The sequence below is a fragment of the Bacillus mycoides genome (assembly GCF_018742245.1).
Taxonomy (GTDB): domain Bacteria; phylum Bacillota; class Bacilli; order Bacillales; family Bacillaceae_G; genus Bacillus_A; species Bacillus_A cereus_U.
The window spans coordinates 4,805,105-4,831,124 of record NZ_CP036132.1 but is presented as its reverse complement, the minus strand read 5'-3'; the positions used below and the strand labels follow the sequence as shown (position 1 = coordinate 4,831,124).

The window sequence follows — 26,020 nt, the reverse complement described above, 5'->3', positions numbered from 1 at the left end:
GCATATTTCTCTAAGGGATCTTATTGAAGATGAGAGATAAGAAATATGTGGAACCTTGTTTGCATATTTTATTATAAAGATGTTTCGTTAATCTGGTGTAAATATTAGGTGAAGGTTATGTAATTTTAAAGTTAATGTATAGAAGAATTTGTAGAGAGGAAAATAAAAAAGAGGCTGAGATTACTCAGCGCTCTTCTTTTCTTCTTTAATAGCCGTTTTTACTTCGCCAGTTTTGATCTTATTGCTCTCAGAGAAGCGAAGTAAGTCGCCTTCAATGATTTTGTCTGACATATTTAGCTCATTTTGTGCACGGTCAATAAGTGGTTGAGCCTCTTCTTTCGGTAATTGCAGAACTTCACCTGTGTTACGGTCGTAGAATGTACTGTTTGTGTACATGTACTTATCTGTAATGAAGCTACCATCACGAAGAACAACGAATCCTTTATTGTCTGGTGAGAATACGTCATGACCGAATTGAATTTGATTCGTAGAATCTACACCAAGTAAGTTTAGAATTGTTGGTTTAATGTCAATTTCACCAGTTGGTTTTGAAATTGTTTTACCTTCTTTTTGACCTGGAACGTGAATAAACATCGGTGTTTTTTGTAAGTTCATATGGTCAAATGTAGTAATTTCTTCTTTTCCTAAGAACTGTGCCATTGCACGGTTATGGTTTTCAGAAATACCATAATGGTCACCGTAGAATACGATAACAGAGTTGTCGTAAATACCTTCTGCTTTTAGACGCTCAATAAAGTGTTTCATTGCTTCGTCTAAATAACGAGCTGTTACCATATAGCGGTCAAATACTCCATCACCAGAGTTGTACTCGTCGATTAATTTCGTACTGTCATCATAAGTGAATGGGTAATGGTTTGTTAAAGTAAGGAAGCGAGTATAGAACGGTTGCTTCACTTGTTTTAACATATCGATAGACTGATCGAAGTATTCGATATCTTTTAATCCCCAATTTAATTTTGTTTCTGGCGTAATCTTGTAGTCAAGCTCGTTGTAGTAACGATCATAACCAAGTGCCGGATACATAATGTTACGGTTCCAGAACGTTGCGTTGTTCGCGTGGAATACTGATGTGTGATATCCTTGCTGACGTAAAATTTCTGGAGTTGCTGTATATTCGTTATTACCGTGTGTGAAGAATACAGCACCACGGTCTAGTGGATACATTGAAGTATCTACTAAGAATTCAGCATCAGATGTTTTTCCTTGCCCAGTTTGATGGAAGAAGTTATCGAAGTAATAACTTTCTTTCGCAAATTGGTTTAGGAATGGTGTAACTTCTTGTCCGTTAACTTGCGCACCAATTAAGAATGTTTGTAATGATTCAAGAGAGACAACAATTACGTTTTTCCCTTTTGCAGTACCATACATATTTGGATCTGGTTTACTTTGTGTTGTTTTCACGTAGTTTTCTGCTTCTTGTAATTTACTACTATCAGCAAACGCTTTTTGTGAACTTGATTTTGCTTGTAAGCCAAGATCGTATGCTTGGTGTACATATAATCCTAAGTTTTTAACAAGCATAACGCGGTCGAATGAACGTGTTAATAGTTCTGGACGCTCAGCTTCTGCAAGTCCTAGGTTTACGCAGAAAATAGCAACTGTTGACACGAAGTATAGGGAACGCATCGGACGTGCTACACGTTCTGTCGGTGCAAAATCTTTCTTTTTCTTCTTCAATAGAACGAAGAATACGATAATATCCGCAAATGCAAGGATGATTTTGAAGTTAAATAATTCTTTCACACTAGAACCTAAACTTCCGAAATTAGATGTTTGTCCTAGTACTGGTAAAGTAACGAAGTCATTGTAGAATCCGTAGAACATTACGTTACCAACAAGGATGAACGTTAAGATAAAGTTAATTCCTAGTGCTATATAGTTACGTTTTTTCCCTTTTGCAAATAATGCAAGACCCACAAACAGTAATGATGCTGCTAATGGACTAATGAATAAAATGAATTCTTGCATGAAAGATTCAAGTTTTAAATCGAAGCTAGTGCGTGTAATGATGTAGGTTTTTAGCCATACGGCCAAAGCTACGAATAAAGTGAAACGCACATTTTGAAATTGTGATTTCATGGTTTCTTTCATTCATTTCCACCCTTTCTCTATCAGGCTTGGTCGATTTTGGAGCGAAAAATGTTAAAATAAAAAATACATAGTTTTCTTGGTCATAATTAGAGTTTCTATATTCACCCATATACGACTTTAACTATGCATACCCTTTTTGGTTTCTTGTGCTGCTCATAAGCATAACGTCATTTCTGTATTATACAACAAAATTCATTTCTGAGAAACACTATAACATTTTACATTTTTTGTATGTGGTTTGTCACCACCAGAGAAAACTTTAACATTCGTTTATAGGCTCGTCAACTAGAAAATATAACAAAAATAGAAAAGAATGTTAAGCGAAATTGAAAGTTTTTTGGTTGAGAAATATGGAATAGAAATCTTTAAGTGGTTGTCTAGAAAACTATTATATGAAGGAAAATACGAAAAAATTAACGAACACTTGTTCTTTTTGGTTTTGTTTGTTACAATGAAATTTCATTGATAGATTATGTGTAATTTTGATGAACTTTTACTGATAACATAACATATTGTAGCTTATTTCTTTTGAAAAATAGGGAGGCTTTTGAATGAAACAAAAATTTTCAGTTGAAGCGTTTTGGAAGAAAATAAAACATGTTGCGAAGCAGGCAGGGCAGTCGGTAATCTATGCGAGTTTATTGTTGTTTTACGTTTTGCAAAGACCGGATGTTCCAAAACGAGTGAAAATTATTGTAATCGGAGCACTTGCTTATTTCATTGCACCGATTGATGCAATCCCAGATTTGGTTGCTGGAATTGGTTATACGGATGATTTAGGTGCGTTAATGGCTGCACTATTACAAGCATCGATATACGTAAATGAAGAAGTGAAAGATAAGGCACGAGTGAAGTTGGCAGAATGGTTTGGTTCGGATATAGACACATCATTTATCGATCAAAAATTAGATCAATAGGTGAGACCTGTCGGATGACAGGGCGAACGTAAGCGAGGAAGTGCATTATGCCATCAGGAAGAACGCATACGAAAATAAACTTAATATCCCTTCCGGTTGTTTTGTTTATGCTCTTTTCGTATGGATTAACAAATTTTGATTTTTTATTAACTTTTGCAATTGGCTTTTTAGTAGGTACTGCATTTTTAACACCGGATTTAGATACGTACAGTAATGCGTATAATAAATGGGGATTCCTGCGCATTTTTTGGTATCCATATCGGAGCGTAATGCCCCATCGTTCCTTCTTCACACATACGATTATAATTGGTGATATTATTCGTATTGCATACATGTTAATCGTGTTTTCTCCGTTTTTATTCCTATTAAATATAATAGCGTTCGACGGAAATTTAATAGAAATTGCGAAGGAACACGAGGTTGAAATTGTAACGTTTGTAATGGGGATTGTTGTGGCGAGTACGCTCCACATTATAGCGGATAAGGCGAATACGCGCCGAAAGAAAATGATGAGAAAAAAGAAGAAACGCAGAAGATAAAAAAAACCGTCCCAAAAGGTATTTTGGGACGGTTTTTTTCTTATTAATAGGTAGGTTACTCTTGTCGAATCGCCGATAAAATTTCATTTATGATTATGCGACAGTTTAGTTTTAATCAAACGTTTGTTTAAAACTAAGCTTTCAGTACCTTAATCCCTTTTACGATATTCCAAACGAAGTAGTATAAGCTAATGATTCCGCAAATGCATAAGACGATGATTGCTCCAATTCCAAGTGTTACGTCAGGTTGATCAGATCCGATGCCCATAATTCCTAAAATAACTAACCCAATAAATGAAGCGATGCTTGGAATGATATGTGTCCATAGAGCACGTTTTGCATGTGGTTTCGTTTCAGAATCGCCCACAATCCACACGATAATAGGGAATAAGATAGGCGCAAATAATACACTAAAGTATGATAAAGCTGCTAATATTTTGTTTCCGTTCATATATATCACCTCATAAGTAATTTCCGTTGTTATACCTTTAGTATGCAGTAAATTTGGTAAGCTTCCTATCGATTAACATTACAAGAACGTGACGTTTTTGTAAGATTTTCTGTTTAAATGATAAAATTTTCAAAAAAATCTTTTTAAATGAAAATTGTTGTGATAAAATTAATGAAAACGTTTTCTTAAACGTTCTATATTTTTTAGACTTAAAGGTATGATGACCTGATAGTCTATTGATAAGGTTATATCTATTTAAAAGGGGATTCTTTAGGGGGAGAGAACAATGAACACATGGACACAAGTTTACGATCCGTTCGGTAACATTTGGATTTCGGCAGCAGTCGCACTTATTCCAATCATCTTTTTTTTCTTAGCTTTAGCAGTTTTCCGCATGAAGGGGTATGTGGCAGGATTTATTACAGTTGTATTAACGATTTTGGTGGCGTTATTTGCGTATAAAATGCCATTCACAATGGCGATGGCAGCGACCGGATACGGTTTCTTATACGGATTATGGCCAATTGCGTGGATTATCATTATGTCAGTATTTTTATATAAAATTTCTGTGAAAACAGGTCAATTTGATGTCATTCGTGCATCTGTATTATCCATTACGAATGACCATCGTTTACTCGTTATTTTAATCGGATTTTCATTTGGAGCATTTTTGGAAGGGGCAGCAGGATTTGGTGCACCAGTAGCGATTACGGCAGCACTTCTTGCAGGTCTTGGGCTAAACCCTTTATATGCAGCAGGTCTTTGTTTAATCGCAAATACTGCACCAGTAGCATTCGGAGCGATGGGGATTCCGATTACAGTTGCTGGACAAGTAACAGGCATTGATCCGCATAAAATTGGACAAATGGCTGGGCATCAATTACCGTTCTTATCTTTATTTGTTCCGTTCTTTATCGTATTTTTAATGGATGGCTTTAAAGGAGTAAGACAAACGTGGCCTGCTTTATTTGTAGCGGGTAGTTCATTTGCAATTACACAGTTTATTACAGCAACGTTTTTAGGGCCAGAACTTCCTGATATTACGTCAGCGCTTGTAAGTTTAGTAAGTTTATCGCTATTCTTAAAAGTTTGGCAGCCGAAAGAAATTTATCAGTCTAAAGAAGCGAATAGTGAAGTAGCAGCAACGACGGCGACATCTATGCCGAAACTAACAGTAGGAAAAGTAGTAAAAGCATGGTCTCCGTTCATTATTTTAACTGTGATGGTAGTCATTTGGAGCCAAAGTTTCTTTAAAGCATTATTCGCTCCGGGCGGTGCTTTAGAAAGTCTCGTATTTAAATTTGAAGTTCCAGGCTTGCACAATTTAGTAATGAAAGCAGAGCCAATTGTAAATAAACCAACACCTTATGAAGCAATCTTGAAATTAGATGTTTTATCAGCGACTGGAACAGCAATTTTAATTGCTTGTATCATTTCTATCTTTATTTTGAAAATGAGTGCAAAAGATGCAGTAGCAACATTTAAAGAAACGTTAAACGAACTAAAAATGCCAATTCTATCTATTGGATTCGTATTAGGATTCGCATTTATCGCAAACTATTCTGGTTTATCTTCTACATTAGCGTTAGCACTTGCAGGAACTGGCGGACTATTCCCGTTCTTCTCACCATTCTTAGGCTGGATTGGGGTATTCTTAACAGGATCAGATACGTCAGCGAACGCACTGTTCTCGAATTTACAAGCAATTACAGCGCAGCAAGTCGGTGTATCTGAAGTGCTTCTCGTTGCAGCAAATACAACGGGCGGTGTAACAGGTAAAATGATTTCTCCGCAATCGATTGCGATTGCTTGTGCGGCAGTTGGACTTGCTGGGAAAGAGTCAGATTTGTTCCGCTTTACATTGAAGCATAGTTTATTCTTCGTTACTATTATTGGGATTATGACGTATGTGCAGGCTTATTATTTAACGTGGATGATTCCGTAAACAAAAAAGAAATAACCTTTGCATTTTTCAGATTATAGGTTATGATGGGAAAGTATTGAAAATTAAATCAGTGATAAACTAGGGGTGCCTAACGTATGCGTAGGCTGAGAGAGAAGCGTGTGAACTTCTTAACCCTTTGGACCTGATCTGGCTCGTACCAGCGTAGGGAAGTTAATGGCTTTACATAATTATGTCTTTATGAGCCAGGTCCTTATTTTTTTATGGACCTGGCTCTTTTTATTTTGGCATACGCTGGCCATATCTCGTCCTTGTCACGAACAGGGGGCAATAAAGGTTATGAAACAGTCTGTTTCTGCTGAGCAAATTGAATTGAAATCGAGTTTACCAGGAAGTAAGAAAGTGTATGTGGATGGGCCACGCGCGGGTATGAAAGTGCCGATGCGCGAGATTGAACAAAGCGATACGAACGGTGTTCAAAATCCGCCACTCCGTGTGTATGATACGAGTGGACCTTATACAGATCCAGAGTATAAAGTGGAGCTGGAAAAAGGGTTGCAGGCGCCGCGCCACTCTTGGACCCTGGGGCGTGGTGATGTAGAAGAATACGAAGGGCGCGAAGTAAAACCAGAGGATGACGGTGTGAAAGTTGCTTCAAAACATACACCTGTTTTCCCGCAAATGGACCGTAAGCCGCTTAGAGCGAAGCAAGGTGCAAATGTTTCGCAAATGCATTATGCGCGTAATGGCATTATTACGTCTGAGATGGAATATGTTGCGATTCGTGAAGGGGTAGAGCCTGAATTTGTTCGTAAGGAGATTGCAGAAGGTCGTGCGATTTTGCCGGCGAACATTAATCATCCTGAAGCGGAACCGATGATAATTGGACGTAATTTTCACGTAAAGGTAAATGCAAATATCGGAAACTCTGCTGTATCGTCTTCTATTGCAGAAGAAGTAGAGAAGATGACGTGGGCGACTCGCTGGGGTGCAGATACGATTATGGATTTATCTACAGGTAAAAACATTCATACAACGCGTGAATGGATTATTCGTAATGCTCCGGTACCAGTTGGAACTGTGCCAATTTATCAAGCGCTTGAAAAAGTAAACGGAATTGCAGAGGATTTAACGTGGGAAGTATACCGTGATACGTTAATTGAGCAGGCGGAGCAAGGCGTGGATTACTTTACGATTCACGCTGGTGTATTACTTCGTTACATTCCAATTACTGCAAAGCGTATGACAGGTATTGTTTCGCGCGGTGGTTCGATTATGGCGCAGTGGTGTTTATTCCATCATAAAGAAAATTTCCTATATACTCATTTTGAAGAGATTTGTGAAATTATGAAGCAGTACGATGTTTCGTTCTCTCTTGGAGATGGATTACGTCCAGGTTCTATTGCAGATGCAAATGACGAAGCACAGTTTTCAGAACTTGAAACACTTGGTGAATTAACGGAAATTGCTTGGAAACATGATGTGCAAGTTATGATTGAAGGACCTGGGCATGTACCAATGCACTTAATTAAAGAGAATATGGAGAAAGAACTTGATATTTGTCAGGGTGCGCCGTTCTATACACTTGGACCGTTAACGACAGATATTGCGCCAGGTTATGACCATATAACATCAGCAATTGGAGCTGCAATGATCGGTTGGTTTGGAACGGCGATGCTTTGTTATGTAACTCCGAAAGAACATTTAGGCTTACCGAACAAAGATGATGTTCGCGAAGGGGTTATTACGTACAAAATCGCTGCGCATGCAGCCGATCTTGCGAAAGGGCATAAAACGGCTCATCAGCGTGATGATGCACTTTCGAAAGCACGATTTGAATTCCGTTGGCGCGATCAATTTAATTTATCTTTAGATCCTGAGCGCGCGATGGAGTATCATGATGAAACATTGCCAGCAGAAGGAGCGAAAACAGCTCATTTCTGTTCGATGTGTGGACCGAAATTTTGTAGTATGAGAATTTCACATGATATTCGTGAATATGCGAAAGAAAATGATTTAGAAACGACAGAAGCAATTGAAAAAGGAATGAAAGAGAAAGCGGTAGAATTTAAAGAAACTGGTAGTCACTTATATCAATAATACGTTACACCTCTTTACTTGATTGATCACACTGTACCTAACTTAAATATAGAAGAAGCCCCCTTTGCTAAGACGGTAGCAAAGGGGGCTTCTGTTGTCTATCCCGCTATTTGTGGGCAGTAAAACTCCCACCTCAAAATTCGGCTGGAGCAAAGAAGTTAGGTGGGAGATCAACTGCCCGTAAACGCCCGATTGGTACGGGCTAATAATCAGTGGGGGATGAACAACCCCCCCACTGATTAAAGTTTCACTTTATAAGGCGAAGAATAATTGTACCCAGTAGTATAAGAGGAATAATGTGACGACTGTTGTGAGTGGGATTACGATGAGAGATACGCTTAAATAATCTTTCCATTTCACTTTAATTTTGTTTTGTCTCAGTATATACATCCAAATGAGGGAAGCTAGCGTACCGATTGGTAATAATAGTGAACCGATGTCACTACCAATGATATTTGCGAGATAGATAGTTTTTAATGTGACTGGATCTAGGCCCATTTCTGTTAACGTAATGGTACCGATCATAAGTGCAGGGTGATTATTGAAGACGTTAGAGAGGAGGGAAACGAGTCCGCCCATTGCAAAGCTGGCATAGAGTAGATGCTGACTTACAACTGGTTCGAGCCAACTTACAAGTGCCGCTGTTAATCCTGCGTTATGAAGCCCGTAAATAATTACATACATAGAGAAAGCGAAAATTAAAATGTGCCACGGTGTCTTTTTCAAAATATCGACTGGGTTTGTTCGTAAGTAGTACCATCTCCAGATGAGAAGAACGAGTGAACCGAGTACAGCAACAATTTCGATTGGAATCGATAAGAAGGATGCAACGAATAGAAGACAGCGCATAAGGAAGACGAAGCCTAATACTTTTAACATGAATTTTGTACGTTTTTGTTTTGTATCAACAGAATTTTTTCCTTTTAACGGATGGAAGTTTTTCGTGAAGAAAATTTCTTCAATATCATATGAAGAAACAGGTAATTTTTTCGGGAGTTTTTTCTTTAAAACTGTATACATGAGCCATGACATAAACAATAATCCTAATGTTGCAGGTACAAACATCATAGCTGTATGCATGTAAAGAGTCATATGAACAATGTTTAATGCGATTAAGTTTACGATATTACTTACACCGATGGGTGCACTAGATGCAGTGGCAATTAGAGCGCCACTTAATAAATAAGGGATTTGTTGATGAGGTTTTAATTGAAGATTTTTCAGAAGAAGGATTAAAATTGGAGTTGTAATTAAAATACTACCGTCATTATTAAATAAAAGAGTCATAAGAAAACATAGTAATTGAATGTACCAGTATAGGCGGCGTCCGGAACCTTTCGCTAAATTTGCGAGTTTTGCTGCAGCCCAATGGAAGAAGCCGAAGCTTTCTAATATAACTGCCATAACGATGGTCGCTAATATCGTTATGGAGGCGCCTCCAATTTTACTTATAATGTCCATGACATCTGGTTTTGATACAAGTCCAGTAATGAGGATAATGCCAGCACCAATTGCTGCCGGCCAAGCCTCATTTAAACCACGAGGTCGCCAAAAGATAACAATCATCGTTAAGAAGAAAACAATAATAGTAATCCATATTTCAATGCTCATATTTAACCTACCTTTCTATTTTCCCTTGAACAAATGTAGCTTGTCTCAAGTTTATATAGCATTATATTCAAAAGAAAATAAGAAGGACTAGGCATCTACCTGAATCTAGTGAATATGTGTATTTTGAGCAATAAGGCAAGTATAAGTAGTAGTGTAATAACTATTAGGAGAGGAGTCTAATAAATGAGGGGCATTCTATGTGTGAATGCCCCTCATTTATTATTTTTCCTTCAAAAAAGTTCGATCCTTCAAGAATAAATTCCAGAAGAAAATGAATCCTGGTAGTAAAATTGCAATCCCGATTGCGTAAAGAATAAGAAGTGCATAGAATGTTTCGACCGTCGTAAAGCTTGTAAATACAGTTACGTCCGGGTAAATGATATACGGTAAATGGGCGACGCCGTAAGCGTAGCTTGCAAATGCATATTGAGCGACGACAGCTAAAACTGCAATGCGAGGAAAGCCTAGTGTGCCATACTTCTTATTTGTCCACCAAAGGGAGGAATATCCGATAACAAATAAAATGATAGAGACTGTAAACCATGGGAATTGCTTTATTAGTCCTTGCATAAGCCAGTGTGTTTCAGGGTCCATTACAACGAGAGCGATAATAGCAGTCACGAGCGTTGCAGGACCAAGTATGATGGCATTTCTCCTATAAATTCGGTACGTATCTTCAGAACCTTGTTCCCTAGCAAAATCAGCAAGAAAGAGAGAGGATAGAAATAGTTCCGAAGTTAGTCCAAAGAGCATATAACAATAAATAACGGGACTAGAAAGAAGTTTTCCGTAAAGGAGCACTTCTTTTCCTTCAGACATCGTAATATAGGCACCCTCTGTAACGGGCAGCACGGTAATTAATAGAGCTGGGATTAAGAGCCCTGTAATACCTGAAATAATACGAAGAAGGTGTTGGTACTTTGGCAGGGAGTAAGCGAATACCATAAATGTACTGCGAATCGCAACGAGTACTAAAATTAACATAACTGGTACAAACATAACCGTTGCCAGGGTAAAGGCTGCTTTTGGAAAGAAACCGAGAAAAGCGACAACAACAAAGACAAGAAACGTATTTGTTACTTCCCAAGTTGGTGATAAGTACCGATTAGCAAGCTTGGCAGCAAGCGTCGGGTGTTTAGCGTATACCATACCCCAAAAACCAGCCCCAAAATCAATAGACCCTAGTATGCTATATACGAAAATAAGAGCCCATAAGATGATGATTGCAATGCTTTCCTCATGCACGAGAATCGCCTCCTTCGTGATGTAAATCATTCTTTAACGGATGTTTCTTAAAGAATGTCCGTAGTACAAAGACTGTTAAAATACCGAGTCCAATATATAAAATGATGAATAAAACAAATAAAGGACCGACGAAATCAGCGCGTGTAGAAGCATCGACCGTGCGTTGCATGCCATAAATTGTCCATGGCTGACGACCACTACAACTAAAAATCCATCCGAATTCAATACCGAGCAACATAACGGGTCCACATGCGGCAGCTCCCAAAAGAAGCCACTTCGGTAACTCTACTCCTTTTTTTCGGTAAACAAAGTGCCAATATAAGAGGGCAATAGCTGCAACTGCAAAGGTAAAGGCAGCAGTGCCGACCATTAAGTTGAACAGTGTATGTGTGTAAAATGGTGGCCACGTTTCTTGCGGGAATTCCTTTAGACCTTTTACAACGGTGCTAGGGTCTAGTCCCACTAATAAGCTAAGCATGTTCGGAATTTCAAGGGCATAGTTTAGTTCAAGTGTGTTAGGATCCACAACCCCGCCAAGCGATAACGGAGCGTGGGATGTCGTTTCAAACAAAGCTTCAGCAGATGCTAGTTTTTCAGGTGAATGTTTATGTAAGGCAATAGCAGATTCGTGTCCTGAAAGCCACATCGTAGCACCAGTGATAAATGTAACGACAAGCCCTAACAGTAATCCTTTTTTATGGTAAGCAATTTCACGCGCACTTAAATTTTTCTTTAATAATTTAAATCCAGCGATAGAAGCGATAACAGCTGCTCCAGTTGTATAGGCTGTAATAACGACATGGAATGCACTTGTGCCAAAGCTTGGATTAAAGAAAGCTTTCCACGGATCGACGTTAAAAACTGAGCCATCTGGTCCCATTGAAAAGCCCGCAGGTGTGTTCATCCATGTATTTGCTGATGTAATAAGCACGGCGGATGCAGTGGCACCAATCATAACGAAAAATAGCGAGATTAATCTCATAACTGGAGGTAGTTTATCAGCTGCATATACATAAATAGACATGAATAAAGCCTCTAAAAAGAAGGCGAAAATCTCAATTTGAAACGGAACGGAAATAACTTGACCAACAATTTTGGCGAAACCAGGCCAAAGAAGCGAAATTTGTACACCAACAATTGTTCCAGTTGGAATTGCTACACCGAGAAGGATAGCAAAAGCCTTTGTCCATCTTTTTGCCATAATGGCATAATCGGAATCTTTCTTCCAGTGATAGAGTATTTCACTTATAAAAATCATTAAAGAAAGCCCGACTCCAAGCGTTGCAAAGATAATGTGGAATGCTAATGAAGAACCAAAAAATGCCCTTGCTAATGTTACGGTATCCATATGTATACTCCTCTTCTTTTTTGCCATTATTTTCTGATTGAATTGGAAGATTTATTCAAAAAACTGCCAAAAATATATATGTATTTAAAAAATGAGTATGGTAATATAATGCTGGAATGTTCCGAAAAGAAAGAAATTAAAATTTGATAATATTTTATTTGTTTTTTAGGTCTGAATCTTTTATAATCTTTTATGCGAACGTAAGTTCTATTTCCGGGATGAAGAAGTTTATGTGAAATGGAGAGGGTGTTTTATGTATCCTGAAGTCATTAAAAAGATGGCATTTTCAAGAGAGCATAGAGATTTATTATTAAAGTTGTATAATAAAGAAATTACGCGTCGTGAATATGATCGACTTGTGGAATCGCTATATAGACCTTCTAAAGAGGCTTGCGAAGGATAAGGTGGGAGAGACAATCTAAAGGATTGTCTTTTTTATATTTGCGTATGTTCTGGTAAAATTAAGGTTAGCCTTAAAAGGAGGTGAAAAGCTTGCGAAAACGTTTATATATAGGGTTTGGAGTTGTTTTCTTAATCGTATTAGTCGGAATTGTATTTTGGTCGGCTTTACAAGGAAACCGTACGGAGCATTTTATTTTAAGGCATATGGTAAATGAAAATGGGACACTTGCAACGTACCGTTTAGAGGATACAAAGGCAGGAATGGGTGAAGCGAAGGGCCGTGAAGCTTTATCAGAATCAGCAGGACTATGGTTACAATATACGCTTGATAAAGATGATCAGTCACTATTTGATGAGCAAGTAAAGGTCATTCAAAATAATTTTGTACATAAGGAACACATCGTTTTATGGAAAATCTCTGAAAAGGGAGAAATGCAGTCAGCCACAAATGCACTTATAGATGATCTTCGTATTATTGAACAATTATATCGTGCTTATGAAATGTATAAGGAAGAGCGCTATAAAAACCTTGCTGATCAATTGAGCAATGCTGTACTTCGTTATAATAAAAAAGATAATTATTACGTGGATTATTATGATGCAGATGCAGGTAAACAAAATAAGTTTACAACAACATCTTACATAAATCCTCATGCATTCTCTTATATGAAAAAGTACGGAAAAATTTCTGCACAGCAGTATCAGGAAGTTGTTCAGTTTTTAGCTGATTATCCGAGAGAGGGTTGGGCATTTCCGAAAGAGTATAAAGAAGATGGTACATTTACGTACGATAAAGAAGTGAATCTTATTGATCAATCATACGTTGCTTATCATCGCAGTTTAGGCGGTCTTTCATCAGATGCTTATTTGGAATTTATAAAGAAGAAATTTCGTGAAGACGGAAAGTTATACGGACGTTATAACTTAGAAACGGGAAAACAAGCTGTGAACTATGAATCACCAGCATCTTACGGATTAACAATTTTGTACGTACTACAAACAGGTGATGCAAAGTTTGCGAAGGAATTGTATGAGCGGATGACTACATTCCGAAATGATAATGTATTTAGTAGATATTATGGTGGATATGTAACAGGTGAGAATAATAATACACATATTTTCGATAACGTACTACCACTTCTAGCTGAAATGGAATTGGAGAAGAGTAAAAAATAGAGCGCCACCCTAGGGGTGGCACTTTTTTCTTATTTCTTTTCCATTACCGCAAAGTAATTGTTTTCATTATCAGCAAAATTGAATGCTCTACCAGTAGGTAAATCTACAACTTGTCCAACCGTAACGTTTTTCTCAGAAAGATCTTTATACAGTTGATCTAAGTTATTAGAGAAGAACATAAGTGAAGGTGTATTTAAGTTTAATTCAGGTTGCATCTTCGCAATTAACGCCTTATCGTGAAGGACAATGCTTGTTCCAGCTTCTTTTGCCAGCGCAATTTCAATCCAGCGAAATCCTTGTCCGTTATTTTCTTCCGCAACGATTTGGAATCCTACTGTTTCTGTCCAAAATTGTACTGATTCATCTTGGTTATTTACATATAACATAATTTGTCCAATTTGATTAATCATAGGTGTCTCCTGCTTTCTTTTCTTATATGAAATACTAGTATATCAAATATATGGTTTAAATACTTTTTCATGATTTTTCCGAATGGCAATCTTCGCCCATTTCATATTTGTCATAGGGGAAGGCCCTGTAACCCATATATGAAATGGTAGTGTACTGCAAATGACCATTGTGAATATAGAAAGTACGGCTGTTACTGAAAATAGTAATAGACTATATAATATTGTGTTTTCTTGTAGTGCAAATAGAGAAAGAAACTTTGTGCCTATATGTAAAAAGAAAAAGTGGGCTAAATAGGCGCCGTACGTATAGTTTCCGATAAATTTTAACGTTTTATATAATAAGCCTCTTCGTTTTACAATCATAATAGATAACACGTACAGTATCATAATTTCGCATACGATATATAGAAACATAGATGGTTTTAAATAGGTAGAAACGGTTAAATGAATAGAATTGGCGCCGTAAAAACTAAATAACTCATAATTGATGAATAAAAATAAGATGAAAAATAAGATTGTTATAAGCGGAATATGTTTCATGACAAATATACGCCAAGTTTGTAATGCTACAGCAGCTACTCCTCCCATGACGAAATAGAATGAGTAGAAGAAGAAGGAACGATCTGTATAATGTAAAATGGTTGAACTAGTCAGTTTCTCTCCATTAAAAATGTAGTGAGAAGAGTACCACATTAAGAAGAAATATAGACAAGCGAAAATGGTCATATATTTATATATGTCTTTTTTATTTTCTATTCGTTTTTGAAACCAATAAAATAGTGTGCATAGTAACGGGAACAATAAGTGAATTTGGAACATCATAATCACGTACCAAAGATGAGGTGCAGCCGTTCCGAGTAATAAACTTTTTATTCCGCCTTGTAGTGTAATGACATCGTTTGTTGTTACTAGATAAAGAATAGACCAGAAGAAATAAGGGATGAGTAAATGTGTGGCTTTTTCATAAATATATTCTTTGTAAACGAGTTGCTTCGTATATTGCCGAATTAAATGGAAGCCGACGATAAATATGAATGCAGGTGCTGAAAATTTTGCAAGATTAAATAGCATACCCATAATGAGGGATTGCTCGAGTAAGACATTTCCTTGATTCATTGTATATAATAAGGAACTTTGCAAAACGACAGCAAGAAATGCAATGCTTTGCAAAACTTTAAATTCTGGTGCGCTTTGTGTCATCGTGTTCATCTCCTTTTCCATACATGATTATAGTACGGAGAAAGGATGAAAGGTGTGGAATATTTGTGAAGATTATAACAAATTTGTGGCGGGATGGGATTATATTAACGGTTTTGCTAATATATCTATCGTAATTTCCAATATATCAACGATTTTTCCGATATATCGATTCACTGACAAATAACAACAAAAAAAGGATGCTCAAAGCGGGCATCCTCTTTCTATATATTAAGCAAATTTATTTTTGATCCAGTTTTTACCTTCTACAAGACGAGCTGTCATTACGGCACAAGCGTTATCTCCTGTTACGTTTAACACTGTTGCAGGAGGATCGATGATTGTACTAATTGCGGCGATAATTGGCAATGCTTCTGGTGGGAATCCGTATAGAGAAACGATTAACATTTCACCAATCATACCTCCGCCCGGAATAGCACCCATTACTGTTCCTACTAATAGAGAAACAACAAGTGCAATTGCTAATGTTTTCGGTCCTTCGAATTCCATGTTGAAAATACCGAATAAGAAAGAAATTTTTAATACCCCGCCTAAAACAGATCCGTCTTTATGAAGTGTAGATCCAAGAAGGACAACTGTTTCACGAACGTCAGAAGAAATACCCATTTTCTTCGTTGCTTCTAAGTTCGCTGGAATACTTGCGGCACTACTACAAGTTGCAAGTGATGTAACTGTAGGAGAGACCATGTTCTTCCAAAATACTTGTACACCTTGTTTGCGACCTGCAAGGTATGCATAGAATGTAAAGAATACAAAGAAGTAAATAAGAGAAGCCGGATAGTATACCATTGCTGCTCGGAAGTAAGTTCCAAGAAGTTGTGGTCCGAATTCACCAACTAATGCTGCGAAGTAGGCAGCTAGTCCGATTGGAGCGTAGTACATAATGAAAGATACAACTTTCATTGAAATTTCTGCACCAGCTTGTAAGAATGTAGCGAATGGTTTCCCTTTTTCACCAACTGCTGAAGTTGCAACCCCCATTAAGATAGAGAAGAAAATAAGAGCTAGCATGTTCTCACGAGATAGTAACTTTGAAAAGTCTGATACTGTTAGGATACCAACAATTTGATCAGCAACACTAACTGCTTTTTCAGCTTTATCAGGCTGTGTTAGTTCTAATACAACACCTTGTGCTGGCGGGAATACTTTCACAATAATAATCATAAAAATAGCAGCTAAAATACTTGTAAATAAGAAAGTTCCAGCCATACTAGACATAATTTTACCGAAACGTTTTAATCCATCCATATTAGCAATAGATGACGCGATGCTAAAGAACACTAACGGTACAACAATCGTAAACATTAAGTTTAAGAAAATGTCACCAAGCGGCTTTAAAGCAACTGCATCGGCACCCATGAAATAACCAATGAAACCACCAATTAGGATAGAAGATAATAAAATAAGCGGAAAGCGATATGCCTTCATAAATATACCCTCCTATCGATTATAAAAAATCATACTGAATCATTATAGCGAGTTAGAGACTTCTTTACTAGGAAAATACGGATAGATGGAATAGCGTGAAAACCGAGAAATTTTTGTTTTTAAGCTCGGCATACAGTTAGAAATCTAGACATATATATTTGTAACCTAGTGGTGGCAAGGGCTGCACCATAACTTAGGTTTAGAAAAAGAGGGAGGGAAACAGGATGAATATTTTGCTTTGCTGTGCAGCGGGAATGTCTTCCAGTTTGATAGTTACAAAAATGGAGAAAGCGGCACAGGCAAGGGGGATAGAGGTAAAGATTTGGGCTGTATCAGGTTCAGAAGTGCGAAATCATATCGATGATGCGGATGTACTTTTACTTGGACCACAAGTACGTTATTTATTACCGAAAATGAAAGAATTATGTAAGGAGAAAGGAATACCTGTTGATGTCATTCAATCTGTCCATTATGGGCTTTGTAATGGAGAAGCTATCTTGCAAGCAGCTTTGTCAATGAAACCATGAGGAGAGTGGGATAGATGATTGGATTTTTAGAGAAATATGTGATGCCAGTAGCAGGAAAGGTTGCAGAGCAGAGACATTTGCAAGCGATTCGTGATGGGATTATTTTGACGATGCCTTTCTTGATTATCGGATCTTTTTTTCTAATTATTAGTGCTTTACCCATACCAGGATATAATGATTTTATGGCAGGATTGTTTGGGGAGAGTTGGCAAAAGGCTTTGGGGTATCCAGTTAGCGCAACATTTAATATAATGTCTTTAATAGCCACTTTTGGAATCGCTTACAGACTTGGAGGATACTATAAGGTCGATGCATTAGCGGCAGGGGCGTTATCACTTGTGACATTCTTACTTGCAACTCCATTTCAAGTTGCATATATAATACCAAGTACGAAAGAAAGTGTACTTGTAGAAGGGGCTATACCAGCTGTTTTAATGGGAAGCCAAGGGTTATTCGTTGCGATGATTATAGCACTTATATCTACTGAACTTTATAGATTTATTGTACAAAAAAAGCTGATTATAAAAATGCCAGAAACGGTACCGCCAGCTGTGACACGTTCATTTGCAGCACTCGTTCCAGGATTTATTGTTGTAACTGTTATTTGGATCTTGCGCTTAATGATAGAAAATACTTCTTTCGGCAGCATCCATAATATTGTGGGGAAAATTTTACAAGAACCACTTAGTGCACTTGGTGCCAGTCTTTGGGGCGCAGTAATAGCCGTTATTATTGTCCATGTACTTTGGGCGTGTGGAATTCATGGCGCTGCAATTGTTGGCGGTGTAATGAGCCCGATTTGGTTGTCGTTAATGGACCAAAACCGAATTGCTTTTCAGGCTGGTCAAGACGTACCGAATACGATTACTGCGCAGTTCTTTGACTTATGGATTTATATGGGCGGTTCTGGCGCAACACTTGCTTTAGTTGTAGGAATGTTATTATTTGCGCGAAGTCAGCAATTGAAAAGTTTAGGACGATTGTCGATTGCACCTGGTATTTTTAACATTAATGAAATGGTGACTTTTGGAATGCCGATTGTAATGAACCCACTTTTACTTATTCCATTTATACTGGTTCCAGTCGTGTTAACGGTTGTTTCTTATTTTGCAATGGAATGGGGATGGGTTGCACGTCCGAGCGGAGCTGCTGTACCTTGGACTACACCTATTCTGTTTAGTGGATATTTAGGGTCAGGCGGGAAAATTTCAGGGGTTGTTTTGCAACTCGTTAACTTTGCGCTTGCATTCTTTATTTACTTGCCATTCTTAAAAATATGGGATAAACAAAAAGTAGCGGAAGAAAAGGGGGAGTAAAGAAATAAAATGGATACGATAGAGACGAAAGTTTTTCATTTAATCTTGCACGGGGGAAATGCGAGAAGTTGTGCAATGGAAGCAATTGATTTTGCTAAGCGCGGTGAATTTAAGGAAGCAGAAGCTAAACTACAAGAAGCGTTAAATGAATTGCAAGAGGCGCACCGCTTACAAACAGAGCTCATACAGAAAGAAGCTGGCGGGGAAAAGACAGAAGTTACCCTGCTGATGGTACATGCGCAAGATCATTTAATGAACGCAATTACAGTGAAGGAATTGGCGAGTGAATTTGTAGAATTATATAGGAAGATGTGAGTAGCTGAATGAACCTTGCGTATGCAAGGTTTTTTTATGTTTTTAAAAGAGACAGTTATGACGAAAAGAGGGCTACTTATGGATGATTGTATTTATTATTTCCAGGTTTATGCTGACTTTATATTGGAAACGAAAACTAGCAAAATTAAATCATCAATTAAGATAAAGTGAAACTTTAATCAGTGGGGGTTTTGTTCATCCCCCACTGATTAGTAGCCTTCACCAATCGGGCGTCTACGGGCAGTGGATCTCCCACCTAACTTCTTTGCTCCAGCCGAATTTTGAGGTGGGAATTTTACTGCCCGTTAACGCGGGATGAATAGAATATGTATGTGTGCTTACCATCAGTGGAGTGTTATAAGTTCCACTGATGGTATTTTTATATTAACAAGCCTCCTTCTTCATGAGTAAATGGGGATGATAATTAATCGATAGTAACAAATTCTCCTACACCACGAATTAATTTTTTTATATGCATACGTTCTGGTTTTAACACGCTTATTATAGAATTAATAGCTTTTTGAGGATCAACAGATGTGCCACAAGTATAACAATCAATTGCTGCAAATTTCTTTTCGGGATAAGTGTGAATAGAGAGATGGCTTTCTGATAATAAAATTAATACCGTAACTCCATATGGGTGGAATTCCTTGCTACTTACATTTAAAACGTGGGCACCAGAGCGATTCGCAGCGGCAACTAAATGATGCTCTAAAAAATGAATATCATTTAATAGAGAAAAATCTACGCCCCATAAATCTACTATTATATGACGCCCAAACGTAGAATATTCCATATATTTGCACCTTCCTTGTCAAAACTCCATTTCTTTTTGATAGTAATGATGTAGGATAAGATCAGATTCTGAATTTAAAACGGCATTGTTACGGTGCTCTAAATATTCTTCTTTAAATTGAAATAAAGGAGCAAGAAGAGAAGGTAATGTTCGAGGAACTGGTACTACGTATAATTGTTCAATTTGATCGAGTGCAAACGAGGAGTTAGCAGCAATATGAAATCCCCAGTCAGTTCCGAAAGAAGGAACAATTGTATGATAGCTTTTTACAGTTAATCCGGCATGTTCAATTGTGTTACCAATACTCCAATATACAAGAGGTGCATCAGCAGGTGAATTAGATTGGCAAACAAATGCGCCATCCTCTGTTAGGAACGTAGCTATAAGGGCAAAGAGTTCACTCGTATATAAAGTGCTTAATACTTCTGTCGCTGGATCCGGAAAATCAATAATAATTACATCATATAAAGAGGAAGGAGATTTCAGAAATTCTTTTGCGTCACATACATGTACATTTGCGCGATCGTCAAAAAATGCGCGTTGGTTTAAAGCGACTAATTCTGGAACATTGCGAGCCATCTTAATCATTTCTTCGTCTAAGTCGACGAGGTCTACATGGATAACCGTTTCATATTTTAAAACCTCTCTTAAAGCAAGGCCATCGCCACCGCCTAGTATGAGAACACGCTTTGGATCTATTACCTTTGACATAATCGGATGAACTAGTGCCTCATGATAGATTTGCTCATCGACGGAACTAAATTGTAGCTGTTTATCCAAATATAGACGAATATCGCTTACTTGGAGTAAGTTAATATTTTGATAATTGCTTTTTTCTTCAAATAAACTTGTATGTTCGCCAGCTTGTATTTCTTTTAGTGAAATTTCATCCCATATATCTAAGCTGTGCGAATCTGTTGGTACTATTATTACATCTTCCGATTGTACTTGCTTATCGTCTTCGTCCTCGTCTTCATCCTGGTCTTCGTCCTGTTTATCTTGCTTATCGTGTTTATCTGGTTTGTCCTGCTTGTCTTGTTTATCTGGTTTGTCCTGCTTGTCTTGTTTATCTGGTTTGTCCTGCTTGTCTTGTTTATCTGGTTTGTCCTGCTTGTCTTGTTTACCTGGTTTGTCCTGTTTATCTTGTTTGTCTTGCTTATCTTGTTTGTCCTGTTTATCTTGCTTGTCTTGTTTGTCTTGTTTACCTGGTTTGTCCTGTTTGTCCTGTTTATCTTGTTTATCTTGTTTGTCTTGTTTACCTGGTTTACCTGGTTTGTCTTGTTTATCTTGCTTATCTTGTTTGTCTTGTTTACCTGGTTTGTCCTGTTTGTCCTGTTTATCTTGTTTGTCTTGCTTATCTTGTTTGTCCTGTTTATCTTGTTTGTCTTGTTTACCTGGTTTGTCCTGTTTATCTTGTTTGTCTTGCGTATCTTCAGTGTCCTGTTTGTCTAGTTTATACGTGTTTGAATCTAGTTCAGAACCCTCCTCATGTTTATACCATTTATTTTGAAACTGTATTCTATAAATTTTCATTCTATTCTTTTTTCTATGCTTTGGCATTGGAATCCCCTTTCAAAATACTTTATTTTATTCTATTCTATGTAATTTAATAGAGTGTGACTGGACAATAGTTAGACGAGTATCTTGAATAGGTATTTGTTTTTGATTTGAGTCGAAATATTATATTTTTCGTTATTATATTTTCACGCTTTAAAAAAATTTAGTGTTTTTTTATTTTAAACATAACTAGACAACTAAACACTAATCTATTTTCATACAGTTATGTGTTAAAAGCGTGTTGTTTTATAACACACTGTGTGTTTCTTTGGTGACACACTGATTGAAAGCGGTAACACACAAATAAATTGCTCGAAAAAACGCTGATTTTAGGCATTTTAAAAAGTTGGCACGCTAATTGCATTAATAAATAGCGTAAAGAAAAATAAAAAACATAAATTTTTTATACCACACAAGGGGGATTTATAAATGAATATTTTATTATGTTGTTCAGCAGGGATGTCTACAAGTTTACTAGTTACAAAAATGGAAGCGGCTGCAAAGGCTCGCGGTCTAGAAGGTAAGATTTGGGCTGTATCTGGGGATGCAGTAAAAAACAATATCGATCAAGCAGATGTACTATTATTAGGACCGCAAGTTCGTTACATGCTTTCTTCAATGAAAACGCTTGCTGATGAAAAAAGCGTTGGAATCGATGTTATTAACCCAATGCACTACGGCATGATGAATGGAGAAGCAGTTTTAGATCACGCATTAACACTTAAAAAATAATTAGGGGGGAAGCGAAATGCAAAAGTTTATTGCATTTATGGAGAAATATATTGTTCCTGTCGCTGGTAAAATCGGATCGCAACGTCACTTAGCTGCGATCCGTGATGGATTTATTGCAGTTATGCCACTTATTTTAGTTGGTGCACTTGCATCACTAATTAATGGTTTTCCATCTGAGGCTTTCCAAGATTTCATGAAAGGTTTGTTTGGTGAAACGTGGAAACAAGTTGGCGGTGGAATGTGGACCGGTTCTTTCGCAATTCTAGCACTAATCATAGCATTTACAACAAGTTATAACTTAGCAAAATCTTACGGCGTTGATGGTTTGTCAGCAGGTATTATTTCATTTGGTGCGTTAATTATTCTTACGCCAACAACACCGAAAGAAGGCGGATTGAACTTAGCTTGGACAGGTGCACAAGGGTTATTCGTAGCAATTATCGTAGCACTTCTTGTTACTGAAGTATTCCGTTTCTTTGTACAAAGAAACATTACTTTTAAAATGCCTGATGGAGTACCACCAGCAGTTTTAAGATCTTTCGCAGCTATAGTTCCAGCATTTGTTATTTTAACAGTAGTTGCAGGTATTCAATTAGCAGTGAAATTAGCTGGTACAAGTGTTCATGAATTTATCTTTAATACGATTCAATCACCACTGCAAAGTTTAGCAGGGACATTACCAAGTGCAATTGTCATTGTACTCCTTGTTCATCTTCTTTGGTTCTTCGGTTTACATGGTCCAAATATCGTTGGTGGTATTATTGAGCCATTATACTTACCGGCATTAGAGAAAAACATGAAGTTATTCCAAGGTGGTACATCTGCATTTGATGTTCCAAACATTATTACAAAACCATTCTTTGATACTTTCGTATATCTTGGTGGTTCTGGTGCAACATTAGCATTCTTAGTAGTGGTATTACTTGTAGCAAAAAGTGCACAACTACGTGGTGTATCGCGTCTATCAATTGGTCCAGGTGCATTCAACATTAACGAACCAGTAATCTTTGGTACACCAATTATTTTAAATCCAATTTTATTCTTACCGTTTATCCTAACACCAATTGTATTAGTAATTACTTCTTATACAGCTATATCTATTGGTTGGGTACCAAAAACAGTTGTGATGATTCCATGGGCAACACCACCAATTATTAGTGGTTATCTTGTAACAGGTGGACATATTTCTGGTGCGATTCTACAGTTATTTAACTTTGTAATTGCAATGGTAATCTATTATCCATTCGTTGTGTTATCTGACCGTTCAGTTGTTCGTACTGAAAAAGCAGCAGCACAAGGAAATAACAACTCTTTACCTATGTAACATAATAATTGTTCTCACAGACAACATTATCTGTGAGAACAATTACCTTTATATCATGTTCAAAAAGATGAGACCCATCTATAAGAACACCAAACTATCATTAATAAATTAATACTTTAATAGAAATGTTCAAACTGAAGGGGTATTTAAATCGGTTGAACCATAATAGAGAGGGCGGTAATTATGATGACTACAGCAGAACAAATTCCATTCCAATTGATTTTAAATAGTGGTAATGCACGAAGCTTTGCAATGGAGGCACTTCAATTTGCCAAACAGGGGAAAATGGCAGAAGCAGACGAAGCGATGGTAAAGGCGAAAGAAGCGATTAATGAAGCGCATCATTTCCAAACAGAGCTCATACAATCAGAAGCAAGAGGAGAAAAAACAGAGATTAGTGTTCTTTTAATTCATGCACAAGATCATTTAATGAATTCTATTACAGTAAAAGAATTAGCAGCAGAATTTATTGACCTTTATAAAAAGCTAGAAGCGAAAGGGGAATAAAGCATGACTGGAATTAAAATTGCTACAATCGGCGGTGGATCTAGTTATACACCAGAGTTAATTGAAGGATTTATTAAACGTTATGACGAGCTTCCTGTTCGTGAAATTTGGTTAGTAGATATTGAGGCAGGAAAAGAAAAGTTAGAAATTGTTGGTAACTTAGCGAAACGTATGGTGAAAAAATCAGGATTACCAATTGATATTCATTTAACACTGGATCGCCGTGAGGCATTAAAAGATGCTGACTTCGTAACAACACAGCTTCGCGTTGGTTTATTAGAAGCTCGTGCAAAAGATGAAGCAATTCCATTAAAATATGATGTAATTGGTCAGGAAACGAATGGTCCTGGTGGTTTATTTAAAGCGCTGAGAACGATTCCTGTTATTTTAGATATTTGTAAGGACATGGAGGAACTTTGTCCAAACGCATGGCTTATTAACTTCGCAAATCCGGCTGGTATGGTAACAGAAGCTGTCCTTCGTTATACAAGCATTCAAAGAGTAGTTGGTCTGTGTAACGTTCCAATCGGAATTCGTATGGGTCTTGCGAGATTACTTGAAGTAGATGCAAGCCGGGTACATGTTGATTTCGCTGGTTTAAATCACATGGTATACGGATTAGATGTATACTTAGATGGAGTAAGTGTAATGGATCGTGTGTTAGAGCTTGTAACAGATCCAGAAAAGCAAATTACGATGGAAAACATCGCTGCGCTTAACTGGGAGCCAGATTTCATTCGTGGTCTTCGCGCTATTCCATGTCCATACCATCGTTACTACTATAAAACACGTGAAATGTTAGAAGAAGAGAAAGAAGCTTCGATTGAAAAAGGTACACGTGCAGAAGTAGTAAAACAATTAGAAAATGATTTATTCGAGTTATATAAAGACCCGAATTTAGATATTAAACCACCACAATTAGAAAAACGTGGCGGAGCTTATTATAGTGACGCAGCATGTAGCTTAATTACGTCTATTTACAATAATAAAGGTGATATCCAGCCTGTTAATACACGAAACAACGGAACAATTGCAAGCTTGCCACATGATTCGGCTGTTGAAGTGAACTGTATTATTACGAAAGAAGGTCCAAAACCAATTGCGGTAGGAGACTTACCGGTACCAGTTCGCGGTTTAGTACAGCAAATTAAATCATTTGAGCGCACAACAATTGAAGCTGCTATTACAGGGGATTATCATAAGGCGCTGCTTGCTATGACAATTAATCCACTTGTACCATCAGATAAAGTTGCAAAACAAATTTTAGATGAAATGTTAGAAGCTCATAAAGAACATCTTCCACAATTCTTTAAGAAGATAGAGAAATAAAGCGGCGCTATTTAGCCCGCTTTTTTTAATTCTAGTAGGAGGTATTGCGATGATTAAGCTAATTGTAAATGCAGATGATTTCGGTCTTACAGAAGGTACGAATTACGGAATTATTGATGGACATAAAAACGGGCTTGTAAATTCAACGACGATGATGATGAATATGCCAGGGACAGAGCATGCCGTACGTTTAGCGAAAGAGTATAAAACGTTAGGAGTAGGAGTGCATCTCGTATTAACGGCAGGAGAACCGCTTCTTAAAGACGTTCCATCACTTGTGAGTAGCGATGGATTGTTTCATAAACAAGGTGTTGTATGGGAAGGCAATATAAATCCAGAAGAGGTTGAAAGAGAGTGGACGGCTCAAATTGAGAAATTTTTGTCTTACGGTTTAACACCAACTCATTTAGATAGTCATCATCATGTGCATGGATTACCGCTTTTACACGACGTTCTTGAGAGTTTAGCAAGTAAATATAATGTTCCAATTCGTCGTTGTGAAGAAGAGCGAGCGGTGCACCCATTTTCAGATGTGTTTTACAGTGATTTTTACGCTGACGGTGTGACGGAAGATTATTTTGTGAAGTTAAAGGAAAGAGTGCAGGACGAGCAAACGGTAGAAATTATGGTGCATCCAGCTTATATTGACCCAGAGCTTGTGAAACGTTCTTCTTACGTAATGGATCGCGTGAAAGAGTTGCGTATTTTAACGGAGAGCGAATTGCCTGAGGGAATAGAGCTTGTGAAGTTTTAATAG

At 37.4% G+C, this 26,020-nt stretch carries 24 protein-coding genes and 1 riboswitch; of the genes, 14 read left to right on the top strand and 10 right to left on the bottom strand.

Going from position 1 to position 26,020, the window contains the following annotated elements; all coding sequences use genetic code 11:
- Positions 1 to 180: 180 nt before the first annotated feature.
- Positions 181 to 2,112 (bottom strand): LTA synthase family protein, encoded by a 1,932-nt coding sequence (locus EXW56_RS24925; RefSeq protein ID WP_002112936.1) that lies wholly within the window; start codon positions 2,110 to 2,112, stop codon positions 181 to 183.
- Between the two features lie 551 nt (positions 2,113 to 2,663).
- Here EXW56_RS24925 and EXW56_RS24920 point away from each other — a divergent pair.
- Positions 2,664 to 3,029 (top strand): YkvA family protein, encoded by a 366-nt coding sequence (locus EXW56_RS24920; RefSeq protein WP_002112935.1) that lies wholly within the window; start codon positions 2,664 to 2,666, stop codon positions 3,027 to 3,029.
- Positions 3,030 to 3,076: 47 nt separating this feature from the next.
- Positions 3,077 to 3,568 carry a metal-binding protein gene (locus EXW56_RS24915; protein WP_002112933.1) on the top strand — a complete coding sequence of 164 codons (492 nt, stop codon included), beginning with the start codon at positions 3,077 to 3,079 and terminating at the stop codon, positions 3,566 to 3,568.
- 133 nt (positions 3,569 to 3,701) lie between these two features.
- Here EXW56_RS24915 and EXW56_RS24910 read toward each other — a convergent pair whose 3' ends face one another.
- Entirely contained in the window at positions 3,702 to 4,019 is a 318-nt protein-coding gene (locus EXW56_RS24910) for a magnetosome magnetite crystal formation protein family (RefSeq protein WP_002112931.1), read from the bottom strand.
- A gap of 286 nt (positions 4,020 to 4,305) precedes the next feature.
- Between EXW56_RS24910 and lldP the strand changes: the two genes are divergently transcribed.
- Complete coding sequence (gene lldP, locus EXW56_RS24905) at positions 4,306 to 5,964, top strand: L-lactate permease (RefSeq protein WP_002198829.1); 1,659 nt, start codon at positions 4,306 to 4,308, stop codon at positions 5,962 to 5,964.
- A gap of 70 nt (positions 5,965 to 6,034) precedes the next feature.
- Positions 6,035 to 6,150: riboswitch (TPP riboswitch) on the top strand.
- Positions 6,151 to 6,261: 111 nt separating this feature from the next.
- Entirely contained in the window at positions 6,262 to 8,022 is a 1,761-nt protein-coding gene (gene thiC / locus EXW56_RS24900) for a phosphomethylpyrimidine synthase ThiC (protein ID WP_215597050.1), read from the top strand.
- A gap of 252 nt (positions 8,023 to 8,274) precedes the next feature.
- Here the strand turns inward: thiC and EXW56_RS24895 are convergent, their stop codons facing one another.
- The 3 genes from EXW56_RS24895 to cydA all read right to left on the bottom strand — a co-directional run bounded on the left by EXW56_RS24895 (position 8,275) and on the right by cydA (position 12,226).
- Complete coding sequence (locus tag EXW56_RS24895) at positions 8,275 to 9,633, bottom strand: arsenic transporter (protein ID WP_098988418.1); 1,359 nt, start codon at positions 9,631 to 9,633, stop codon at positions 8,275 to 8,277.
- Positions 9,634 to 9,852: 219 nt separating this feature from the next.
- The gene (locus tag EXW56_RS24890; protein WP_002089640.1) at positions 9,853 to 10,878 is read right to left on the bottom strand and encodes a cytochrome d ubiquinol oxidase subunit II; all 1,026 of its coding nucleotides are present in this window, start codon (positions 10,876 to 10,878) and stop codon (positions 9,853 to 9,855) included.
- Entirely contained in the window at positions 10,871 to 12,226 is a 1,356-nt protein-coding gene (gene cydA, locus EXW56_RS24885; protein WP_002198833.1) for a cytochrome ubiquinol oxidase subunit I, read from the bottom strand. Before cydA ends, EXW56_RS24890 begins: the two co-directional genes overlap by 8 nt.
- A 253-nt stretch (positions 12,227 to 12,479) precedes the next feature.
- On the opposite strand from cydA, the gene EXW56_RS24880 reads away from it, so the two are divergent.
- Entirely contained in the window at positions 12,480 to 12,629 is a 150-nt protein-coding gene (locus tag EXW56_RS24880; RefSeq protein ID WP_002016173.1) for a hypothetical protein, read from the top strand.
- A gap of 89 nt (positions 12,630 to 12,718) precedes the next feature.
- Positions 12,719 to 13,804, top strand: a complete 1,086-nt coding sequence (locus tag EXW56_RS24875; RefSeq protein ID WP_002198834.1) for a hypothetical protein — start codon at positions 12,719 to 12,721, stop codon at positions 13,802 to 13,804.
- 29 nt (positions 13,805 to 13,833) lie between these two features.
- Here the strand turns inward: EXW56_RS24875 and EXW56_RS24870 are convergent, their stop codons facing one another.
- From EXW56_RS24870 to EXW56_RS24860, 3 genes are all read right to left on the bottom strand, one after another.
- The gene (locus EXW56_RS24870; protein WP_002159850.1) at positions 13,834 to 14,214 is read right to left on the bottom strand and encodes a VOC family protein; all 381 of its coding nucleotides are present in this window, start codon (positions 14,212 to 14,214) and stop codon (positions 13,834 to 13,836) included.
- Positions 14,215 to 14,256: 42 nt separating this feature from the next.
- On the bottom strand, positions 14,257 to 15,414 hold the full coding sequence (locus EXW56_RS24865) for an acyltransferase (protein ID WP_215597049.1): 1,158 nt from the start codon (positions 15,412 to 15,414) through the stop codon (positions 14,257 to 14,259).
- A gap of 228 nt (positions 15,415 to 15,642) precedes the next feature.
- A complete protein-coding gene (locus EXW56_RS24860; protein ID WP_002112907.1) occupies positions 15,643 to 16,860 on the bottom strand; it encodes a dicarboxylate/amino acid:cation symporter in 1,218 nt (405 codons plus the stop codon).
- A 224-nt stretch (positions 16,861 to 17,084) separates the two neighbouring features.
- Here EXW56_RS24860 and EXW56_RS24855 point away from each other — a divergent pair, with 224 nt between their 5' ends.
- Genes EXW56_RS24855 through EXW56_RS24845 form a run of 3 tightly spaced genes read left to right on the top strand, consistent with a single transcriptional unit; the run spans position 17,085 to position 19,018 of the window.
- Positions 17,085 to 17,387 (top strand): PTS sugar transporter subunit IIB, encoded by a 303-nt coding sequence (locus EXW56_RS24855; protein WP_002198836.1) that lies wholly within the window; start codon positions 17,085 to 17,087, stop codon positions 17,385 to 17,387.
- A 14-nt stretch (positions 17,388 to 17,401) separates the two neighbouring features.
- A complete protein-coding gene (gene celB, locus EXW56_RS24850; protein ID WP_016106642.1) occupies positions 17,402 to 18,703 on the top strand; it encodes a PTS cellobiose transporter subunit IIC in 1,302 nt (433 codons plus the stop codon).
- Between the two features lie 9 nt (positions 18,704 to 18,712).
- The gene (locus EXW56_RS24845; protein ID WP_002198838.1) at positions 18,713 to 19,018 is read left to right on the top strand and encodes a PTS sugar transporter subunit IIA; all 306 of its coding nucleotides are present in this window, start codon (positions 18,713 to 18,715) and stop codon (positions 19,016 to 19,018) included.
- Positions 19,019 to 19,442: 424 nt separating this feature from the next.
- Here the strand turns inward: EXW56_RS24845 and speD are convergent, their stop codons facing one another.
- On the bottom strand, positions 19,443 to 19,814 hold the full coding sequence (gene speD, locus EXW56_RS24840; RefSeq protein WP_098988416.1) for an adenosylmethionine decarboxylase: 372 nt from the start codon (positions 19,812 to 19,814) through the stop codon (positions 19,443 to 19,445).
- A gap of 18 nt (positions 19,815 to 19,832) precedes the next feature.
- Positions 19,833 to 21,374 carry a polyamine aminopropyltransferase gene (locus tag EXW56_RS24835; protein WP_215597048.1) on the bottom strand — a complete coding sequence of 514 codons (1,542 nt, stop codon included), beginning with the start codon at positions 21,372 to 21,374 and terminating at the stop codon, positions 19,833 to 19,835.
- A gap of 426 nt (positions 21,375 to 21,800) precedes the next feature.
- Here EXW56_RS24835 and EXW56_RS24830 point away from each other — a divergent pair, with 426 nt between their 5' ends.
- The 5 genes from EXW56_RS24830 (at position 21,801) to chbG (ending at position 26,017) form a co-directional block, all read left to right on the top strand.
- On the top strand, positions 21,801 to 22,103 hold the full coding sequence (locus EXW56_RS24830) for a PTS sugar transporter subunit IIB (protein ID WP_002123966.1): 303 nt from the start codon (positions 21,801 to 21,803) through the stop codon (positions 22,101 to 22,103).
- Between the two features lie 16 nt (positions 22,104 to 22,119).
- Positions 22,120 to 23,427 carry a PTS cellobiose transporter subunit IIC gene (gene celB, locus EXW56_RS24825; RefSeq protein WP_002123967.1) on the top strand — a complete coding sequence of 436 codons (1,308 nt, stop codon included), beginning with the start codon at positions 22,120 to 22,122 and terminating at the stop codon, positions 23,425 to 23,427.
- A 183-nt stretch (positions 23,428 to 23,610) separates the two neighbouring features.
- Positions 23,611 to 23,934, top strand: coding sequence for a PTS lactose/cellobiose transporter subunit IIA (locus tag EXW56_RS24820; protein WP_000989054.1), 324 nt, complete (start codon positions 23,611 to 23,613; stop codon positions 23,932 to 23,934).
- A 3-nt stretch (positions 23,935 to 23,937) separates the two neighbouring features.
- A complete protein-coding gene (gene celF, locus EXW56_RS24815; RefSeq protein WP_002198843.1) occupies positions 23,938 to 25,263 on the top strand; it encodes a 6-phospho-beta-glucosidase in 1,326 nt (441 codons plus the stop codon).
- A gap of 49 nt (positions 25,264 to 25,312) precedes the next feature.
- The gene (gene chbG / locus EXW56_RS24810; protein WP_215597047.1) at positions 25,313 to 26,017 is read left to right on the top strand and encodes a chitin disaccharide deacetylase; all 705 of its coding nucleotides are present in this window, start codon (positions 25,313 to 25,315) and stop codon (positions 26,015 to 26,017) included.
- Positions 26,018 to 26,020 lie beyond the last annotated feature (3 nt).

Excerpts from the sequence above, each read along its gene's own strand:
- EXW56_RS24925 (WP_002112936.1), bottom strand. The coding sequence starts at position 2,112 with ATGAAAGAAACCATGAAATCACAATTTCAAAATGTGCGTTTCACTTTA.
- EXW56_RS24910 (WP_002112931.1), bottom strand. The coding sequence starts at position 4,019 with ATGAACGGAAACAAAATATTAGCAGCTTTATCATACTTTAGTGTATTA.
- EXW56_RS24880 (WP_002016173.1), top strand. The coding sequence starts at position 12,480 with ATGTATCCTGAAGTCATTAAAAAGATGGCATTTTCAAGAGAGCATAGA.
- EXW56_RS24820 (WP_000989054.1), top strand. The coding sequence starts at position 23,611 with ATGATGACTACAGCAGAACAAATTCCATTCCAATTGATTTTAAATAGT.
- lldP (WP_002198829.1), top strand. The coding sequence starts at position 4,306 with ATGAACACATGGACACAAGTTTACGATCCGTTCGGTAACATTTGGATT.
- celB (WP_016106642.1), top strand. The coding sequence starts at position 17,402 with ATGATTGGATTTTTAGAGAAATATGTGATGCCAGTAGCAGGAAAGGTT.
- EXW56_RS24835 (WP_215597048.1), bottom strand. The coding sequence starts at position 21,374 with ATGCCAAAGCATAGAAAAAAGAATAGAATGAAAATTTATAGAATACAG.
- EXW56_RS24830 (WP_002123966.1), top strand. The coding sequence starts at position 21,801 with ATGAATATTTTATTATGTTGTTCAGCAGGGATGTCTACAAGTTTACTA.
- EXW56_RS24870 (WP_002159850.1), bottom strand. The coding sequence starts at position 14,214 with ATGATTAATCAAATTGGACAAATTATGTTATATGTAAATAACCAAGAT.
- EXW56_RS24920 (WP_002112935.1), top strand. The coding sequence starts at position 2,664 with ATGAAACAAAAATTTTCAGTTGAAGCGTTTTGGAAGAAAATAAAACAT.
- speD (WP_098988416.1), bottom strand. The coding sequence starts at position 19,814 with ATGGAATATTCTACGTTTGGGCGTCATATAATAGTAGATTTATGGGGC.
- EXW56_RS24915 (WP_002112933.1), top strand. The coding sequence starts at position 3,077 with ATGCCATCAGGAAGAACGCATACGAAAATAAACTTAATATCCCTTCCG.
- EXW56_RS24860 (WP_002112907.1), bottom strand. The coding sequence starts at position 16,860 with ATGAAGGCATATCGCTTTCCGCTTATTTTATTATCTTCTATCCTAATT.
- chbG (WP_215597047.1), top strand. The coding sequence starts at position 25,313 with ATGATTAAGCTAATTGTAAATGCAGATGATTTCGGTCTTACAGAAGGT.
- EXW56_RS24895 (WP_098988418.1), bottom strand. The coding sequence starts at position 9,633 with ATGAGCATTGAAATATGGATTACTATTATTGTTTTCTTCTTAACGATG.
- celB (WP_002123967.1), top strand. The coding sequence starts at position 22,120 with ATGCAAAAGTTTATTGCATTTATGGAGAAATATATTGTTCCTGTCGCT.
- EXW56_RS24855 (WP_002198836.1), top strand. The coding sequence starts at position 17,085 with ATGAATATTTTGCTTTGCTGTGCAGCGGGAATGTCTTCCAGTTTGATA.
- celF (WP_002198843.1), top strand. The coding sequence starts at position 23,938 with ATGACTGGAATTAAAATTGCTACAATCGGCGGTGGATCTAGTTATACA.
- cydA (WP_002198833.1), bottom strand. The coding sequence starts at position 12,226 with ATGGATACCGTAACATTAGCAAGGGCATTTTTTGGTTCTTCATTAGCA.
- thiC (WP_215597050.1), top strand. The coding sequence starts at position 6,262 with ATGAAACAGTCTGTTTCTGCTGAGCAAATTGAATTGAAATCGAGTTTA.
- EXW56_RS24865 (WP_215597049.1), bottom strand. The coding sequence starts at position 15,414 with ATGACACAAAGCGCACCAGAATTTAAAGTTTTGCAAAGCATTGCATTT.
- EXW56_RS24845 (WP_002198838.1), top strand. The coding sequence starts at position 18,713 with ATGGATACGATAGAGACGAAAGTTTTTCATTTAATCTTGCACGGGGGA.